General features: G+C 72.8%; 17 protein-coding genes and 1 riboswitch. Of the genes, 11 read left to right on the top strand and 6 right to left on the bottom strand.

Annotation, left to right across the window (positions count from 1 at the left end; genetic code table 11):
* The first annotated feature begins 43 nt into the window (after nucleotides 1–43).
* Nucleotides 44–130, top strand: a riboswitch (ZMP/ZTP riboswitch).
* A 31-nt stretch (nucleotides 131–161) separates the two neighbouring features.
* The 3 genes from RIN80_RS13950 (at nucleotide 162) to RIN80_RS13940 (ending at nucleotide 3,428) form a co-directional block, all read left to right on the top strand.
* Nucleotides 162–1,607 (top strand): glycine hydroxymethyltransferase, encoded by a 1,446-nt coding sequence (locus RIN80_RS13950; protein ID WP_309095890.1) that lies wholly within the window; start codon nucleotides 162–164, stop codon nucleotides 1,605–1,607.
* A gap of 85 nt (nucleotides 1,608–1,692) precedes the next feature.
* Nucleotides 1,693–2,706 carry a tryptophan--tRNA ligase gene (gene trpS, locus RIN80_RS13945; protein WP_309095889.1) on the top strand — a complete coding sequence of 338 codons (1,014 nt, stop codon included), beginning with the start codon at nucleotides 1,693–1,695 and terminating at the stop codon, nucleotides 2,704–2,706.
* Between the two features lie 143 nt (nucleotides 2,707–2,849).
* Nucleotides 2,850–3,428 (top strand): 2'-5' RNA ligase family protein, encoded by a 579-nt coding sequence (locus RIN80_RS13940; protein ID WP_309095888.1) that lies wholly within the window; start codon nucleotides 2,850–2,852, stop codon nucleotides 3,426–3,428.
* A gap of 11 nt (nucleotides 3,429–3,439) precedes the next feature.
* Here RIN80_RS13940 and RIN80_RS13935 read toward each other — a convergent pair whose 3' ends face one another.
* A complete protein-coding gene (locus RIN80_RS13935) occupies nucleotides 3,440–4,195 on the bottom strand; it encodes a decaprenylphospho-beta-D-erythro-pentofuranosid-2-ulose 2-reductase (RefSeq protein ID WP_309095887.1) in 756 nt (251 codons plus the stop codon).
* A gap of 19 nt (nucleotides 4,196–4,214) precedes the next feature.
* Entirely contained in the window at nucleotides 4,215–5,609 is a 1,395-nt protein-coding gene (locus tag RIN80_RS13930) for an FAD-binding oxidoreductase (protein WP_309095886.1), read from the bottom strand.
* Nucleotides 5,610–5,742: 133 nt separating this feature from the next.
* Between RIN80_RS13930 and RIN80_RS13925 the strand changes: the two genes are divergently transcribed.
* From RIN80_RS13925 to RIN80_RS13910, 4 genes are read left to right on the top strand one after another with little or no spacing between them, the layout of a single operon-like run.
* Nucleotides 5,743–6,264 carry a phosphatase PAP2 family protein gene (locus RIN80_RS13925; protein ID WP_309095885.1) on the top strand — a complete coding sequence of 174 codons (522 nt, stop codon included), beginning with the start codon at nucleotides 5,743–5,745 and terminating at the stop codon, nucleotides 6,262–6,264.
* The gene (locus RIN80_RS13920; RefSeq protein ID WP_309095884.1) at nucleotides 6,257–7,201 is read left to right on the top strand and encodes a decaprenyl-phosphate phosphoribosyltransferase; all 945 of its coding nucleotides are present in this window, start codon (nucleotides 6,257–6,259) and stop codon (nucleotides 7,199–7,201) included. Before RIN80_RS13925 ends, RIN80_RS13920 begins: the two co-directional genes overlap by 8 nt.
* Nucleotides 7,198–7,653: a GtrA family protein gene (locus tag RIN80_RS13915; protein WP_309095883.1), complete on the top strand. Its 456-nt coding sequence runs from the start codon at nucleotides 7,198–7,200 to the stop codon at nucleotides 7,651–7,653. Before RIN80_RS13920 ends, RIN80_RS13915 begins: the two co-directional genes overlap by 4 nt.
* Entirely contained in the window at nucleotides 7,641–8,558 is a 918-nt protein-coding gene (locus RIN80_RS13910; RefSeq protein ID WP_309095882.1) for a YihY/virulence factor BrkB family protein, read from the top strand. The genes RIN80_RS13915 and RIN80_RS13910 overlap by 13 nt, the downstream gene beginning before the upstream one ends.
* Here RIN80_RS13910 and RIN80_RS13905 read toward each other — a convergent pair.
* Nucleotides 8,506–9,813 (bottom strand): D-alanyl-D-alanine carboxypeptidase family protein, encoded by a 1,308-nt coding sequence (locus RIN80_RS13905; RefSeq protein ID WP_375141687.1) that lies wholly within the window; start codon nucleotides 9,811–9,813, stop codon nucleotides 8,506–8,508. The genes RIN80_RS13910 and RIN80_RS13905 overlap by 53 nt on opposite strands.
* A 91-nt stretch (nucleotides 9,814–9,904) precedes the next feature.
* Between RIN80_RS13905 and RIN80_RS13900 the strand changes: the two genes are divergently transcribed.
* Complete coding sequence (locus RIN80_RS13900) at nucleotides 9,905–10,144, top strand: SCO4848 family membrane protein (RefSeq protein ID WP_094057676.1); 240 nt, start codon at nucleotides 9,905–9,907, stop codon at nucleotides 10,142–10,144.
* 23 nt (nucleotides 10,145–10,167) lie between these two features.
* Nucleotides 10,168–11,511 carry a metallophosphoesterase gene (locus RIN80_RS13895; RefSeq protein ID WP_309095880.1) on the top strand — a complete coding sequence of 448 codons (1,344 nt, stop codon included), beginning with the start codon at nucleotides 10,168–10,170 and terminating at the stop codon, nucleotides 11,509–11,511.
* Between the two features lie 53 nt (nucleotides 11,512–11,564).
* Here the strand turns inward: RIN80_RS13895 and RIN80_RS13890 are convergent, their stop codons facing one another.
* The 3 genes from RIN80_RS13890 to RIN80_RS13880 are packed head-to-tail and all read right to left on the bottom strand — an operon-like array spanning nucleotide 11,565 to nucleotide 13,277.
* Complete coding sequence (locus RIN80_RS13890) at nucleotides 11,565–12,305, bottom strand: TetR family transcriptional regulator (protein WP_309095879.1); 741 nt, start codon at nucleotides 12,303–12,305, stop codon at nucleotides 11,565–11,567.
* A gap of 32 nt (nucleotides 12,306–12,337) precedes the next feature.
* A complete protein-coding gene (locus tag RIN80_RS13885; protein WP_309095878.1) occupies nucleotides 12,338–12,856 on the bottom strand; it encodes a DCC1-like thiol-disulfide oxidoreductase family protein in 519 nt (172 codons plus the stop codon).
* A 13-nt stretch (nucleotides 12,857–12,869) separates the two neighbouring features.
* Nucleotides 12,870–13,277 (bottom strand): hypothetical protein, encoded by a 408-nt coding sequence (locus RIN80_RS13880; protein ID WP_309095877.1) that lies wholly within the window; start codon nucleotides 13,275–13,277, stop codon nucleotides 12,870–12,872.
* Nucleotides 13,278–13,396: 119 nt separating this feature from the next.
* Here RIN80_RS13880 and RIN80_RS13875 point away from each other — a divergent pair, with 119 nt between their 5' ends.
* Nucleotides 13,397–13,789, top strand: a complete 393-nt coding sequence (locus RIN80_RS13875) for a hypothetical protein (RefSeq protein WP_309095876.1) — start codon at nucleotides 13,397–13,399, stop codon at nucleotides 13,787–13,789.
* Nucleotides 13,789–16,235, top strand: a 2,447-nt coding sequence (locus tag RIN80_RS13870; RefSeq protein WP_309095875.1) for a DUF4132 domain-containing protein, incomplete at its 3' end; no start/stop codon positions are given. The genes RIN80_RS13875 and RIN80_RS13870, both read left to right, overlap by 1 nt.

The raw sequence follows: 16,235 nt of genomic DNA, 5'->3' as shown, positions 1-16,235 counted from the left end.
GCCGAAACCCGCGCCCGGCCGCGCGGGGCGACCCGGTAGGCTGACCGAGGGCCGTGACTGGCGCGCTGGGATGGACGAACCATCGGGGAGCGGCCCGAGCAGAACAGAGCCGTGCGCCTGGGCCGTACCGTGAACGCTGAACGCAACGTCCGGAGGTCCCCATGTCAGCAGAGCTCAGCCCCGCTTCCACCGCCTACCGCGCCGCCCTCGACGTCATCCGCGCCGTGGAGCCGCGCGTCGCGGACGCCATCGGCCAGGAGGTCGCCGACCAGCGCGAGATGCTCAAGCTGATCGCCTCCGAGAACTACGCCTCCCCGGCCACGCTCCTGGCGATGGGCAACTGGTTCAGCGACAAGTACGCCGAGGGCACCATCGGCCGCCGCTTCTACGCCGGCTGCCGCAACGTCGACACCGTCGAGTCCCTCGCCGCCGAGCACGCCAAGGAGCTCTTCGGCGCCCGCCACGCCTACGTCCAGCCGCACTCCGGCATCGACGCCAACCTCGTCGCCTTCTGGTCGGTCCTCGCCCAGCGCGTCGAGGTCCCGGCCCTGGAGAAGGCCGGCGCCCGCCAGGTCAACGAGCTCTCCGAGGAGGACTGGGCCGAGCTGCGCCGCGCCTTCGGCAACCAGCGCATGCTCGGCATGTCCCTGGACGCCGGCGGCCACCTCACCCACGGCTTCCGCCCGAACATCTCCGGCAAGATGTTCGACCAGCGCTCCTACGGCACCGACCCGGCCACCGGCCTGCTCGACTACGAGGCCCTGCGCGCCACGGCCCGCGAGTTCAAGCCGCTGATCATCGTCGCGGGCTACTCGGCCTACCCCCGTCTGGTGAACTTCCGGATCATGCGCGAGATCGCCGACGAGGTCGGCGCCACGCTCATGGTCGACATGGCGCACTTCGCCGGCCTGGTCGCCGGCAAGGTCCTCACCGGCGACTTCGACCCGGTGCCGCACGCCCAGATCGTGACGACGACCACGCACAAGTCGCTGCGCGGCCCCCGCGGCGGCATGGTCCTGTGCGACGACTCCCTGAAGGACCAGGTCGACCGCGGCTGCCCGATGGTCCTCGGCGGCCCGCTCCCGCACGTCATGGCCGCCAAGGCCGTCGCCCTCGCCGAGGCCCGCCAGGAGTCCTTCCGCGACTACGCCCAGCGCATCGTCGACAACTCCCGGGCCCTGGCCGAGGGCCTGATGCGCCGCGGCGCGACCCTGGTCACCGGCGGCACGGACAACCACCTGAACCTGATCGACGTCGCCTCCTCCTACGGCCTCACCGGCCGCCAGGCCGAGGCAGCCCTGCTGGAGTCGGGCATCGTCACCAACCGCAACGCGATCCCCGCCGACCCGAACGGCGCCTGGTACACCTCCGGCATCCGCATCGGCACCCCCGCCCTGACCACCCGCGGTCTCGGCACGTCCGAGATGGACGAGGTCGCCGGCCTGATCGACCGCGTCCTGACCACGACCGAGCCGGGCACCACCAAGTCGGGCGCCCCCTCCAAGGCCGCCCACGTCCTCGACGCGAAGGTGGCGGACGAGATCTCCCGGCGCGCCACGGACCTGGTGGCGGGCTTCCCGCTGTACCCGGAGATCGACCTCGGCTGAAGCGCGCCGTGAGGGCCGTGGGGAACCGCCGGCCGGCGGTTCCCCACGACCCGGACCACCCGAGCTCTCTGAGACAATGTGGCACATGGCCAACGACCGACCCCGCGTGCTCTCCGGTATCCAGCCCACCGCCGGCTCGTTCCACCTCGGCAACTACCTCGGCGCCGTCCGCCAGTGGGTGGCCCTGCAGGAGTCCCACGACGCGTTCTACATGGTCGTCGACCTGCACGCGATCACGGTCCCGCAGGACCCGAAGGATTTGCGCGCGAACACGCGCCTGGCCGCCGCCCAGCTCCTCGCGGCCGGTCTCGACCCGGACCGCTGCACGCTCTTCGTGCAGAGCCACGTCCCCGAGCACGCCCAGCTCGCCTGGGTCATGAACTGCCTCACCGGCTTCGGCGAGGCGTCCCGGATGACCCAGTTCAAGGACAAGGCCGCCAAGCAGGGCACCGACCGCGCCTCCGTCGGCCTGTTCACGTACCCGATCCTCCAGGTCGCGGACATCCTGCTCTACCAGGCCCACGAGGTCCCCGTCGGCGAGGACCAGCGCCAGCACGTCGAGCTCACCCGCGACCTCGCCGAGCGCTTCAACGGCCGCTTCGGCCCCACCTTCACCGTCCCCAAGCCGTACATCCTCAAGGAGACGGCGAAGATCTACGACCTCCAGGACCCGTCGATCAAGATGAGCAAGTCGGCGTCCACGCCGAAGGGCCTGATCAACCTCCTGGACGAGCCGAAGGCCACGGCCAAGAAGGTCAGAAGCGCCGTCACGGACACGGACACGGTGATCCGCTACGACGCCGAGAACAAGCCGGGCGTCAGCAACCTCCTCACGATCTACTCGACCCTCACCGGCGAGACCATCGGCGAGCTGGAGGAGAAGTACACCGGCAAGCTGTACGGCGCGCTGAAGACGGACCTCGCCGAGATCATGGTCGAGTTCGTCACGCCGTTCCGGGAGCGCACCCAGCAGTACCTGGACGATCCCGAGACGCTCGACGCGGTCCTGGCCAAGGGCGCCGAGAAGGCCCGTGCCGTCGCCGCCGAGACCCTCGCCCAGGCGTACGACAAGGTCGGCTTCCTGCCCGCCAAGCACTGAACGCCACCCCCGCGCACAGCCGTACCACCGAACAGCGCTGTACATCACTCCGGTTGCGCCTGCCCGTAACCCGGTCGTGGCCGTACAGTCGATAACCGGGTGGTCGTATCAGCGGCCCGCCAACGGAAACGACAGGAGACGACGTGGGGACCGTAACGATCGGTGTCTCGATCGCGGTCCCGGAGCCTCACGGCAGCGAGCTCCAGCAGCTGCGCGCGGGCTTCGGCGACGCTGCGGCTCACGGCATCCCCACCCACGTCACCCTGCTGCCGCCGACGGAGATCGACGAGGCCGCGCTGCCGGCCGTCGAGGCGCACCTCACCGAGGTCGCCGCGGCCGGCCGGCCCTTCCCGATGCGGCTGTCCGGCACCGGCACCTTCCGGCCCCTGTCCCCGGTGGTGTTCGTCCGGGTCGTCGCCGGGGCGGAGGCCTGCGCGCGGCTCCAGCAGCAGCTCCGCGACCCCGCCGGGCCGATCGCACGTGAACTGCAGTTCCCGTACCACCCGCACGTCACCGTGGCGCACGGCATCGACGAGGCCGCCATGGACCGCGCCTTCGAGGAACTCGCCGGCTACGAGGCCGAGTGGCCCTGCGCCGGCTTCGCCCTCTACGAGCAGGGCGCCGACGGCGTCTGGCGCAAGCTGCGCGAGTTCCCCTTCGGCGGCCCCGTCGTCCCCTCGCAGACCGGCCGCGTGGACCACGGCTCGATCCCCACGCGCTGACCGGCCGCGGGTCAGATCGGCAGGCGCCGGAACACCCCCCGCGGCAGGTGCCGCAGCGCCGCCATCACCACGCGCAGCGCGCCCGGCACCCACACCGTCTCCGAGCGGCGGCGCAGCCCCAGCTCGACCGCCGTCGCGACCGCCTCCGGCGTGGTCGCCAGCGGTGACTCGGGCAGCCCCGCGGTCATCCGCGTCCGCACGAAGCCGGGGCGTACGACCATCACGTGCACGCCCGTGCCGTGCAGCGCGTCGCCCAGCCCCTGCGCGAAGGCGTCGAGGCCGGCCTTGCTGGAGCCGTAGATGAAGTTGGCGCGGCGGGCCCGCTCGCCCGCGACGGAGGACATCACGACCAGCGAGCCGTGCCCCTGCGACTGGAGCGCCCGGGCGCACACCAGGCCCGCCGAGACCGCGCCGGTGTAGTTGGTCTGCGCGACCCGCACCGCCGCCTCCGGCTCCCGTTCGTCACGGGCCTGGTCGCCGAGCAGCCCGAAGGCGAGCAGCACCAGGTCGATGTCGCCCTCGGCGAAGACCTTGCCGAGCACGGCCTCGTGGGAGGCGGGGTCGAGCGCGTCGAAGGCGACGGTGTGCACGTCGGCGCCGAGGCCCCGCAGCTGCCCGGCGGCCTCCTCCAGCGCGGGCGAGGGACGGCCCGCCAGCCAGACCGTGCGGGTGCGGCGGGCGATCAGCCGGCGGGCGGTGGCCAGCGCGATCTCGGACGTACCGCCGAGGACGAGCAGGGACTGGGGGAGACCGAAGGCGTCCTTCATGACAGCTCCTAGGGGTTGCTCAGAGATGGAGGCGGCGGGCCAGGTCGGACACGAACACCCCGTGCGGGTCCAGCTCGGCGCGCAGGGCCCGGAAGTCGTCCAGGCGCGGGTACATCGCCGCGAGCAGCTCCGGGCGCAGCCGGGCGTCCTTGGCGAGGTAGACGCGGCCGCCCGCGGCGGCGACCTCCTCGTCGAGCTCGTCGAGGAAGGCGCCGAGGCCGGGCAGTCCCGCCGGGATGTCCAGCGCCAGCGTCCAGCCGGGCACGGGGAAGGACAGCCAGCCCGGGTCGGACTCGCCGAAGCGCTTGAGGACGGCCAGGAAGGACGGGCAGCGGCGTTCGGAGATCCGGCGCACGATGCGGCGCAGGGCGTCCTCCTGGCCGTAGCCGACGACGAACTGGTACTGCACGAAGCCGCCCCGGCCGTAGACGCGGTTCCAGTGGGGGACCCCGTCCAGCGGGTGGAAGAAGGCGGAGAGCCGCTGGAGTTGGCCGGTCCGCGCGCGGGGCGCCTTGCGGTACCAGAGCTCGTTGAACAGGCCCACGGTCGTCCGGCTGAGCAGGCCCTCGGGCAGAGCGGCGGGGGCGGACGGCAGGCGCGAGGTGCGGAAGGAGAGCGCGTCGCGGCGCATCCGGGCGGGGAGCGCGTCCAGGGGCGCGTGGTCGCCGCGGGTGAGGACCGCGCGGCCGGTGGCGGCGCCCCGGGCCAGCAGGTCGATCCAGGCGACGGAGTAGCGGTAGCGGTGGTCGGTGGCGGCCAGCCGGGCCATCAGGTCGTCGAGGTCGGTGGCGCGCTCGGTGTCGACCGACATCAGCGAGGTCTCGACCGGCTGGAGCCGGATCGTGGCGGTGAGGATCACCCCGGTCAGGCCCATGCCGCCGGCGGTCGCGTCGAACAGCGGCGTGCCGGGGATCACCGTGTGGATCTCGCCGTCAGCGGTGAGCAGTTCGAGGGCGAGCACGTGCCGCGCGAAGGAGCCGGAGACGTGGTGGTTCTTGCCGTGGATGTCGGCGCCGATCGCCCCGCCGACGGTGACGTAGCGGGTCCCGGGCGTGACCGGCACGAACCAGCCGAGGGGCAGCAGCACCTCCATCAGGCGGTGCAGGGAGACGCCCGCGTCGCACAGCACGGTGCCGCCGTCGGCGTCGATCGCGTGCACCCGGTCCAGACCCGTCATGTCGAGCACGGCCCCGCCCGCGTTCTGCGCGGCGTCGCCGTACGCCCGGCCCAGGCCCCGCGGGATCCCGCCGCGTTCCCCGCAACCGCGGACGGCCGCCGCGGCCTCCTCGTACGTCCGCGGGCGGATCAGCCGGGCGGCGGTGGGAGCGGTGCGGCCCCAGCCGGTGACGGTGGTGTGGTCGAGGCCCATGACGTCCGGGGTGGAATCGGGGACGGAGTCGGTGTCGGCAGACATGTCGATGACCGTATCGCCCTAGTGTGAGCTATGAGTTCGGGAACATGGCATCCCTCCCCGAAATGGGTGATTAATGGGATGTCGCTCAATATTGCCGGAGTTCAGGCGAGTCGGACGTGAACAGTGAGTCCACATGGACGACCTCGACGACCTGCACGACATGGACCACCGGATCGTTTCGGCGCTCAGGGCGTGCGGCACCGACCCGCGCGTGGCCGGCGCCGCACGCGCCCTGTCCTGGGCGGGGGAGCACGCGGCGCTGTGGCTGGCGGCGGGGCTCGCCGGAGCCGCCGTCGACCGCGGCAGACGCGGCGCCTGGCTGCGCGGCACCGCCCTCACCGCCGGGGCGCATCTGGCCAGCATGGGAGTGAAACGGATCGTGCGCCGCCCGCGCCCCGCGCACGTCGACCCCCTGGTGCGCACCGCCGGCCGGCACTCCTTCCCCAGCTCGCACGCCACCTCGTCCGCGGCCGCCGCCGTCGCCTTCGGCGCCCTGGGCGTCCCCGTGGCCGGGCCGGTCGCCGCCGCCGTGTGCGTCTCGCGCCTGGTCGTCGGCGTCCACTACCCCTCGGACGTCGCCGCCGGCGCGGCCCTGGGCGCCCTCACGGCCCGGCTCGGCGCCCGCTGGATGCGCGGAGGCGCCCACCATGACTGAGACGGCCATCCTCCGCCAGCGCGCCCCCGAGCAGCCGCCCGCACCCACCCGCCAGGGCGGTCTCCTGGCCGGACTGCTCCGAACCGCGCGCCCCCGGCAGTGGGTCAAGAACGTCCTCGTCATCGCCGCCCCGGCCGCCGCCGGAGAGCTCTTCTCCCGGCACGCCCTGACCCAACTCGCCCTGGTCTTCGTCCTGTTCACGGCGTGCGCCGCCGCCGTCTACCTCGTCAACGACGCCCGCGACGCCGACGCCGACCGCGCCCACCCCGTCAAACGGCACCGCCCGGTCGCCGCCGGACAGGTCCCGGTACCCGTCGCCTACGCCGTCGGCGGACTCCTCGGCGTCCTCGCGCCCGTGGCCGCGGCCCGGCTGTGCGGCCCGGCCGTCGCCGCCCTGCTGACCGCCTACCTCGCCCTGCAACTGGCCTACTGCATCAGCCTCAAGCACGTCCTGGTCGTCGACCTCGCCGTCGTCACCACCGGGTTCCTGATGCGGGCCATGGTCGGCGGGCTCGCCCTCGGCATCCCGCTCTCGCGCTGGTTCCTGATCACGACCGGGTTCGGCGCGCTGTTCATGGTGTCGGCCAAGCGCTACTCGGAGGCCGTGCAGATGGCCGGAAAGGCGGGCGCCACCCGCGCGTTGCTCACCGAGTACACCACCGGCTACCTCCGCTTCGTCTGGCAGCTCGCGGCCGGTGCCGCCGTCCTCGGCTACTGCCTGTGGGCCATGGAGGAGGGCGGCGTGCCGCACACCAGCGTGCTGCCCTGGCGGCAGCTGTCCATGGTCGCCTTCATCCTGGCGGTCCTGCGCTACGCCGTCTTCGCCGACCGCGGCACCGCCGGCGAGCCCGAGGACGTCGTCCTGCGCGACCGGGCGCTCGCCCTCATCGGCGTGGTGTGGGTGGCGATGTACGGCCTGGCGGTGGCCAATTGGTGACCACGCGCGCGTGGTCGGGCCCCGCGCCCCCGCTGCGCCGGGAGCTGCTGGGCTTCGCCGCCGCCGGCCTCGTCGCCTACGCGGTCGACCTCGCCCTGTTCACCTGGCTGCGCGGCCCCGGCGGACTCGGCCCGCTCACCGCCAAGGCCCTGTCCTTCCTGGCCGCCTGCGCGGTCGCCTACGCGGGCAACGCCCTCGGGACCTACCGGGCCGCGCGGCCCCGCGGCCTGCGCCCCTGCGCCGTGTTCCTCGCGGTGAACCTCGCGGGGGCCGCAGTCCAGCTGCTCTGCCTCGCCGTCAGCCACTACGGCCTCGGACTCACCTCGCAGCGCGCCGACACCGTCTCCGGGGCGATCGTCGGCATGGCCCTGGCCACAGTCCTGCGGTTCTGGGGTACCCGTACCTGGGTGTTCCGGGCGGCGGAGGGCAGAGTCGGATCATGGACTGGCTGAAAAGGCTCCCCTTGGTGGGGCCGTGGGCGGCGCGGCTGATGATCACCCACGCGTGGCGGTCGTACGAGCGGCTGGACCGCGTGAAGTGGACGCGCCTGGCCGCCGCGATGACCTTCACGAGCTTCGTCGCGCTGTTCCCGCTGCTGACGGTGTCGGCCACCATCGCCGCCGCCACGCTCAGCACCGAGCAGCAGGACAAGCTGCAGGACAAGATCGCCGAGCAGGTGCCCGGCATCTCCGACCAGCTGGACATCGCCGGTCTGGTGGAGAACGCCGGCACCATCGGGCTGATCGCCGGCGCGCTGCTGTTCTTCACCGGCGTCAGCTGGGCCGGCTCGATGCGCGAGTGCCTGCGGGCGGTGTGGGAGCTGCCCGACGACGAGGAGAACCCCGTCGTGCGCTACGGCAAGGACGTGGGCGTCCTGCTGGGCCTGGGCGGCGCGCTCCTGGTCACCATCGTCGCCTCCGCCGTCGCCTCCGCGATGATCGGCTGGATCACCCGGGAGCTCGGCGTCGACGAGGGCGGCTGGGGCGGGGTCCTGCTGCACGCCGTCGCGTTCCTGATCGCCGTCCTCGCCAACTTCCTGCTCCTGCTGTACGTCCTGACGCTGCTGCCCGGCGTGGAACCGACGCGCCACCGCCTGGTCGTGGCGGCCCTGACCGGCGCGGTCGGCTTCGAACTGCTGAAGCTGCTGCTCAGCGGCTACCTCCAGGGGGTGGCCGCGAAGAGCATGTACGGCGCGTTCGGCGTGCCCGTCGCGCTGCTGCTGTGGATCAACTTCACCTCGAAGCTGGTGCTGTTCTGCGCCTCCTGGACGGCGACGCGGAGCAAGCAGGACGAGGTCCCGGAGTTCACGGGCGGGTCCGGCGGCGCACCAGATCCGGCAGCGGCCACCGGCGGTTGACCAGGAACGCGCCGCCCGCGAGCAGCACCAGCACGCCCCCGGTGACGCCGAGCGCCGTCCCGATGCCGCTGGAGCCGTCCGCGACCGGGGCGCCGGCCACCGGCTTGGCTCCCGTCCCGGCCGTGCCCTTGCCCCCGTCCCCGGAGCCTCCGGCCTCGCCGGAGGGGTTCGCGTCCGGCTGGGCACCGGCCTGCGCGGCGCTCTTCGGCGGCACCAGCTCGCCGACCGGCTGCACCTTCCCGGCGGCCTTGAAGCCCCAGTCGAACAGCCGGGCGGTCTCCTTGTAGACCGCGTTGTGCTCGTCCTTCTCCGGGTTCATCACCGTCACCAGCAGCACCTTGCCGCCCCGCTCGGCGACCCCGGTGAAGGTGGCGCCCGCGTTGGTGGTGTTGCCGTTCTTGACACCGGCGATGCCCTGGTAGACGGGTACGTCCGCGTCACCGGTCAGCAGCCGGTTGGTGTTCTGGATCTCGAAGGGCTTGCGGACCTCCTTGCCCTTCTTGTTCTTCTTCGTCTCGCCGGGGAACTTCGCGGTGACCGTCGAGGCGTACTCGCGGAAGTCCGGCTTCTGCATCCCGGAACGGGCGATCAGCGTCAGGTCGTAGGCCGACGAGACCTGCCCCTGCGCGTCGTAGCCGTCCGGGCTGACGACGTGCGTGTCGAGGGCCTGGAGCTCCTCGGCGTGCTCGTTCATCTCCCGGACGGTGTTCTCGACGCCCTCGTTCATCGCGGACAGCACGCGCACGGCGTCGTTGCCGGAGCGCAGGAAGACGCCGAGCCACAGGTCGTGGACGGTGTAGGTCTCGTCCTCCTTGATGCCGACCATGCTGGAGCCCGGCCCGATACCGGCCAGGTCGGAGGGCACGACCTTGTGCTTGGCGGTCGCCGGGAACTTGGGCAGCAGGGTGTCCGCGAACAGCATCTTCAGCGTGCTCGCCGGGGCGAGGCGCCAGTGGGCGTTGTGCGCGGCCAGCACGTCACCGGTCTCGGCGTCGGCGATGATCCAGGAACGGGCGCTCAGGTCCTTCGGCAGCACCGGCACACCGCTCGCCAGGTTCACCTGCGTCCCAGGGCGTCCGAGCCGGGCGCCTCCGACGGTCGACATCGACGCCGGGGGCGTGGCCGAGGGGCTCGCCGACGGGCTGCCCGAGGGCTTGGGGGCCGCGACGGCGACGGGCGCGGCCAGGGCGAGGGACGACAGGACGGCGGAGGTGACCAACAGGGATCGCCTGACGGTCTTCTTCGGTGCGGGCACGGTCGGAAACGTACATGCAGCGCCGGGGGAAGTCCCGTTCCCGGCCCTACCCCGCGAACGGAACCGGACAGGCCCTGGCGATACTGGGTGCATGAAGCTCAGCCGCCCCGTGTCCTGGTTCCTGCTCGCCTTCGGGGTGTGGAGCTGGGTCATCTGGATCACTTTCGTCAAGAACCTTGTCAAGGACGGCAGCGGGCTCGCGTTCGACGACGGTCGTCCCACGGCGTACTTCTGGGTGCACCTGCTGCTCGCCGTCGTCTCCTTCGTATTGGGGACGGTCGTCGGGGCCATCGGGTTGCGTGGTCTGCGCGCACTGCGCCGGACGTCATAACGGCAATCGGGAGACACGACACCGTGGCCATCGTTTTCGTACTCGTCGCACTGCTGGTCCTGGCCGTCATCGTGACGGCCAACTGGTACGTGTGGCGCCGCCTGTTCCGCGACACGACCCGCGGTCCCGGCCTCACCCGCCGCGCGGGCGCGGTGCTGATCGCCGGCGGCTGGGTCCTCGCGGTCACGGCCCTGGTCGCGGAACGCACCGGCGCGCCCTTCTGGCTCCAGCAGGTCCTCGCCTGGCCGGGCTTCCTCTGGCTGGCGCTGTCGATGTACCTGCTGCTGGCGGTCCTCGCGGGCGAGGTCGTGCGGCCGCTGCTGCGACGCTTCCTGGAGCGGCGGGTCAGAGCCGGGCAGCGGGGCGGGGAGCCCGGCTCGGTGCCGGCGGCCCCGGCACCGAGCGAGAAGGTCACCGTGCCCGGCGGAGCGGCCGACCCCGTGCCGCCCGGCCCGAAGCCCGCCCCCGCGCCCGGCCCGGCCGGGGACCCCGCCCAGCCGCCCACCCCCACGGACCCGGCCGGCACCCCCGCGCCCACCGGCCCCTCCCGCCGCCTGTTCGTCTCCCGGGTCGTCGGCGGGGCGGCCGCCGCCGCTGCCGTCGGCACCGTCGGGTACGGGACGTACGGCGTGCTGCGCGGCCCCGAGGTCAAGCGGATCACCGTGCCGCTGGCCAAGCTGCCGCGCGGCGCGCACGGGTACCGGATCGCCGTGGTCAGCGACGTGCACCTCGGCCCGGTCCTGGGCCGCGGCTTCGCGCAGAAGGTCGTCGACACCGTCAACGCGACCCAGCCCGACCTGATCGCGGTCGTCGGCGACCTGGTCGACGGCAGCGTGCAGGACCTGGGCCCCGCCGCCGCCCCGCTGGCCCAGCTGAGAGCGCGCCACGGCTCGTACTTCGTCACCGGCAACCACGAGTACTTCTCCGGCGCCGAGCAGTGGGTCGAGGAGATCCGGCGGCTCGGCCTGACCCCCCTGGAGAACGCGCGCCGGGAGCTGCCGCACTTCGACCTGGCCGGGGTCAACGACATCGCCGGCGAGGACGAGGGCCAGGGCCCGGACTTCGCGCGGGCGCTCGGCGACCGGGACCGGGCCCGCGCGTGCGTGCTCCTCGCCCACCAGCCCGTGCAGATCCACGACGCCGTCGAACACGGCGTCGACCTCCAGCTCTCCGGCCACACCCACGGCGGCCAGCTCTGGCCCGGCAACCTCATCGCCTCCGGCGCCAACCCCACCCTCGCGGGCCTGGAGCGCTACGGCGACACCCAGCTCTACGTCTCCCGCGGTGCCGGCGCCTGGGGCCCGCCCACCCGCGTGGGGGCACCGTCCGACATCACGGTGATCGAGCTGGCGTCGAAGCAGGCCTGACCCACGCCGGTGAGACCCGGCACGACCTGGGGCCTGTCTGACCGGACGGGCCCTCAGGACTCCGCGGCGCGCCGGGCGGGGTCCGGGAACGCCCGGGTCATGCCCGGCAGGAAGTCCGTGAACAGCTCGTGCACCTCCCGCACGAGCGGCCGCAGCACCCGGAAGCGGGCCAGGGCGACCCCGCGCGCGGTGAGCCGGGCACCCCGCTCGGCGAGCCGGTAGCTGCGCTCGCGGCCCTCGGTCCGGTCGAAGATCCAGTACAGGCACAGGCCCATCTGGGACAGCCACATCAACTCGGGCAGGATGTCCCGCAGTTCCTCGGGCACCTTCGTCTTCGTCCCGGCCAGCACCTGCCGGTGGACGCTGATGGCCTCCTCGCGCGCGTGCTCCGACTCGGGCGAGAAGGGGCTGAGCGGGCTGTCCGGGTCGGCGGCGTTCTTGAAGAACTGCACCGCGAACTCGTGGTACGGCGTGGCGATGTCCAGCCAGGCCCGCAGCACGCCCGCCAGCCGGGCCTCCAGGTCGGTCTCCCGCCGCAGGATCTCCCGCACGGCCACCTGGTGCTCGGCGGCGATCCGGTCGTAGAAGCCCTGGATCAGGTGCTCCTTGCCCTCGAAGTAGTAGTAGGCGTTCCCGACGGAGACCCCGGCCTCCTTGGCGATGGCCCGCATCGTCGTCTTGTCGTAGCCGCGTTCCTGGAACAGCCGCATGGCCGTCTCCAGGATCAGGGCGCGGGTCTGCTCGGACTTGCTCGGGGTGGCGCCGTCGTCGGGGCCGTCGTTCTTCTCGGGCACGGGAAGAGAGCCTAACGCCAGGACCGGTGCCGCTACCGAGGGGCGCAGGTGCCGTCGGCGCAGCCCGGAGCGGTGTAGGTCCAGCCGGTGCCGGGGGCGTACGCCCACCCGTCCGCCCGCCGGTACACCCGGCCGCCCCACTGACCCGCGCCGCGCTGCCCCCGGTTCCCCTGCGTCCCGCGCCACTTGGCGGCGGCGAGCACGGCGCCCTTGGCGAGCCGGGCGCCGGAGGGGGTGCTCAGCCGGTGGGCGAGCGGCCGGTGCTCGCGCAGCGCCCACAGGGTGACGACCCAGGCGGCCGGGCCCCGGTAGACCTGTCCGGCGTCGCCGACGACGGTGATCTCGTCGAGGGTGGCGCCGTGGTCGAGGCCGGGAAAGCGCCGCCGGGCCTCGGCGGAGCCGGCCGGGACCGGCTCCAGCGGCACCAGCTGGGGCTGCCGCAGGAGCCAGTCGCGCAGGAACGCGCACAGGGAGCACTCGGCGTCGTAGAGGACGGTGAGCCGGCGGACCGGGGCGGGGCCCGGTCGCGGGGCCGGTGCGGTGGCGTTCATGTGCCGTCTCCGTTCAGGCCTGGGACTGCGGGGCGACCCAGCCCTGCGGGGGCACCGGCGGGACCTGCTCCCGCTCCATCGCGCCCCGGCGCCGGATGCGGTTGAGCACGTAGACGTTGGCCAGGTGCATCACGCCGAGCACCAGCAGCACCACACCGAGCTTGGTCGACAGGGCCTCGAAGATCCCGCGCGTGTCGGTGATGGTCTCGTCGTCGCTCAGGTACAGCGCGACGAACCCGAGGTTGACGAGGTAGAAGCCCACCACCAGCAGGTGGTTGACGGCGTCGGCGAGCTTCTCGTTGCCGTGCAGCACGTCGGCGAGGAAGATCCTGCCGTTCCGGCTGAGCGTGCGGGCCACCCAGATGGTCAGACCGATGCTGACCAGCAGGTAGATGACGTAGGCGACGACCGTGCGGTCCATTGCCCCACCCTTCTTGAACACGTTCAAAACGTTGTCGAGGACGACTGTAGACCTCTTTTTGAACATGTTCAACACAAGGTGCGGGGTGATTGTCAGTGGTGGGTCGTACTGTCATCGGCATGGCAATCGTGACGTTCGTCGACGAGACGACAACGGGGGAGCGGCGGGCGGCCTGGGGGCTGGAGATCGCCGAGGAGAGGCTGAGCGTGCGGGAGTTGATCCGCCGCCGGGTGTTCCAGGAGGTCGCCGAGTTCAACGCCCGGACGCCGCAGGTGTTCCAGGGGCTCGTCCAGCCCGAGGACACCGAGCGCGTGCTGAACGGGTACGCGCTGCGCACACCCCGCCGCATCGACCCGGAGGCCCAGGCGGCCCTGGCCCTGCGGGCGTTCGCGGGGAACGGCTTCCTGGTGCTGGTGGGGGACCGTCAGGTCACCGACCCGGACGAGGAGATAGACCTGCCGCTCGGCACCGAGGTCACGTTCCTGAAGCTCGTCGCCCTGGTCGGTGGCTGATGAGCGCCTTCCGCACGCCCCGGTCGCACATGGACCGGCTGCGCGACAGGATCGCCGAGGGCGACATGGGCCGGGTCGCCGACGAGGCGCTGCGCGTGCTGGACTCCAGCCACGGCAGCTGGGGCCGCAACTGGGACGCGGTGCTGGACCGGCTGCGCGAGCTGCCGGCCGACCGCCGCCGCGAGCTGCTGCACGCCCTGGCCGACCGTTTCGCCCAGGCCGGTGACGACACGGAGGACCGCTGCCGCCATCTCGTCCTGTGCGGCCTGATCTCCGAGGGCCTCGACGACGACCCGCTGGCCGCCGAGCGCGGCCGGGCCCTGGACGACCTGGCCCGACGGCAGACCTTCTGGCACGCGGCCCGCTTCGACGCCCTGGCCCGGGCCGAACTGGCCGCGGGCCGCCCGCTGTCCGCCCCTGTCGTGGCCGTGGTCCGCCGCGCCGCCCTGGACGCCTACCGCGCGGACGACCTCCTGGCCCTGGCCCGGCAGCTCACCGACCCCGCCCTCAACGTCGGCGAGGCCTGGGCCGACCAGGCCCTGCGCGACGCCACCACCCCCGACTGGCAGGCCCTGCTGCGGCACGCGTCGACGGCCACCGCCTCCAAACCGACGGCGAAGTGGGACAAGGGCGCGCGGGCCCTGCTGGACACCCTCGGCGCGGACGCCGTCCGCGAGAAGGTCCTCTCCTGGCTCGCCCTGGCCGGCCGCCCGCGCACGCTTCCCCTGGTGCGCCGCGAGTGGGAGCCGGACGTCAACAGCGCCTACGACCCCTACAACGCCACCGCCCTGCGGGGCCTGGCCTGGCTCCTGTCCCTCCTGCCCCCCGACCCCGGCACGGCCCGGGCCCTCGGCACCCTGGTGGAGACCTCGCTCAAGAAGGTCGCGGGCATCGGACCGCGCAACCCGAAGGTCGCCAACGCGGGCGTGATCGCGCTCGCCCGCGTCGAGTCCGAGGCGGCCCTCGCCGAACTGGCCCGGCTGGCCACGCGGGTGACGTACAAGCCCACCGCCAAGCTCCTCGACACGGCCCTGGAGACCCGTGCCGGCGCACTGGGCCTGAGCCGCGAGGAGATCGAGGAACTGGCGGTCCCGGCCTACGGACTGACGGAGGTCGGGCAGGCGACGTACCGCCTCGGCGAGGCGACGGCCCTGCTGGAGGTCCGGGGCAGCCGGGCCGCCCTCACCTGGCGCAACGCGGCGGGCAAGCCCGTCAAGAGTGTGCCGGCCGCGGTGCGGCGCGACCACGCCGAAGAACTGAAGGACCTGAAGACGGCGGTCAAGGACATCGACAAGATGCTCTCGGCGCAGAGCGAGCGCCTGGACCGCCAGTTCCTCGCCCGCCGCAGCTGGCCGTACGCCGCCTGGCGCGAGCGCTACCTCGACCACCCGCTGGTCGGCACGCTGGCCCGCCGCCTGCTGTGGACGATCGACGGCACGACCGCCGGATTCGCGGACGGCGAGCTGCGGACCCTGTCCGACGAGCCGCTGCCGCCGGGCACCCGGGTCGAGCTCTGGCACCCCGTCGGCCACGAACCGGCCGAGATCGTGGCCTGGCGCGACTGGCTGGAACGGCACGGCATCACGCAGCCGTTCAAACAGGCGCACCGCGAGGTGTACCTGCTCACGGACGCCGAGCGCGCCACCCGCACCTACTCCAACCGCTTCGCGGCACACGTGCTGCGCCAGCACCAGTTCCACTCCCTGGCGGCGATCCGCGGCTGGCGCAACAAACTCCGCCTGTGCGTCGACGACTCGGCCCCGCCCGCCATGCGGGAGCTGCCCCAGTGGGGCCTGCGCGCCGAGTTCTGGATCGAGGGCGACGGCGAGGAGTACGGCGTCGACACCACCGAATCCGGCAGCTACCTGCGCCTGCGCACCGACCAGGTCCGCTTCTACCCGATCGACGCCCCGGAGAACTGGGCCCACTGCTACGGCGGCGAGTACACCATGTGGCTCACCCCCGGCCGGAGGCCCGTCGCCCCCGTCCCGCTGGAGGACGTCCCGCCGCTGGTCCTGTCCGAAGTCCTGCGCGACGTCGACCTGTTCGTCGGCGTCGCCAGCGTCGGCAACGACCCGACCTGGCAGGACGGCGGCCCGGGTGGCCGCTTCCGGGAGTACTGGAGGTCGTACGGCTTCGGCGAGCTCAACCAGAGCGCCGAGACCCGCAGGCTCCTGCTGGAGCGCCTCATCCCGCGCCTGGCGATAGCCGACCGCTGCACGCTTCAGGGCCGCTTCCTCCACGTCAAGGGCGACCGCCACACCTACAAGATCCACCTCGGCTCGGGCAACATCCTCCGGACCCCGAACGACCAGTACCTGTGCATCGTCCCGAAGTCCGACCCGACGGCACCGGGCACGGGCTACCTGCCCTTCGAGGGCGACCGCATGCTGTCGGTGATCCTGAGCAAGGCGATGCTGCTGGCGGAGGACACGAAGATCACGGA

The organism is Streptomyces sp., from assembly GCF_031181705.1.
GTDB lineage: Bacteria > Actinomycetota > Actinomycetes > Streptomycetales > Streptomycetaceae > Streptomyces.
Note: the sequence above shows the minus strand (reverse complement) of the source record. Positions and strands in the feature narration are given on the sequence as shown.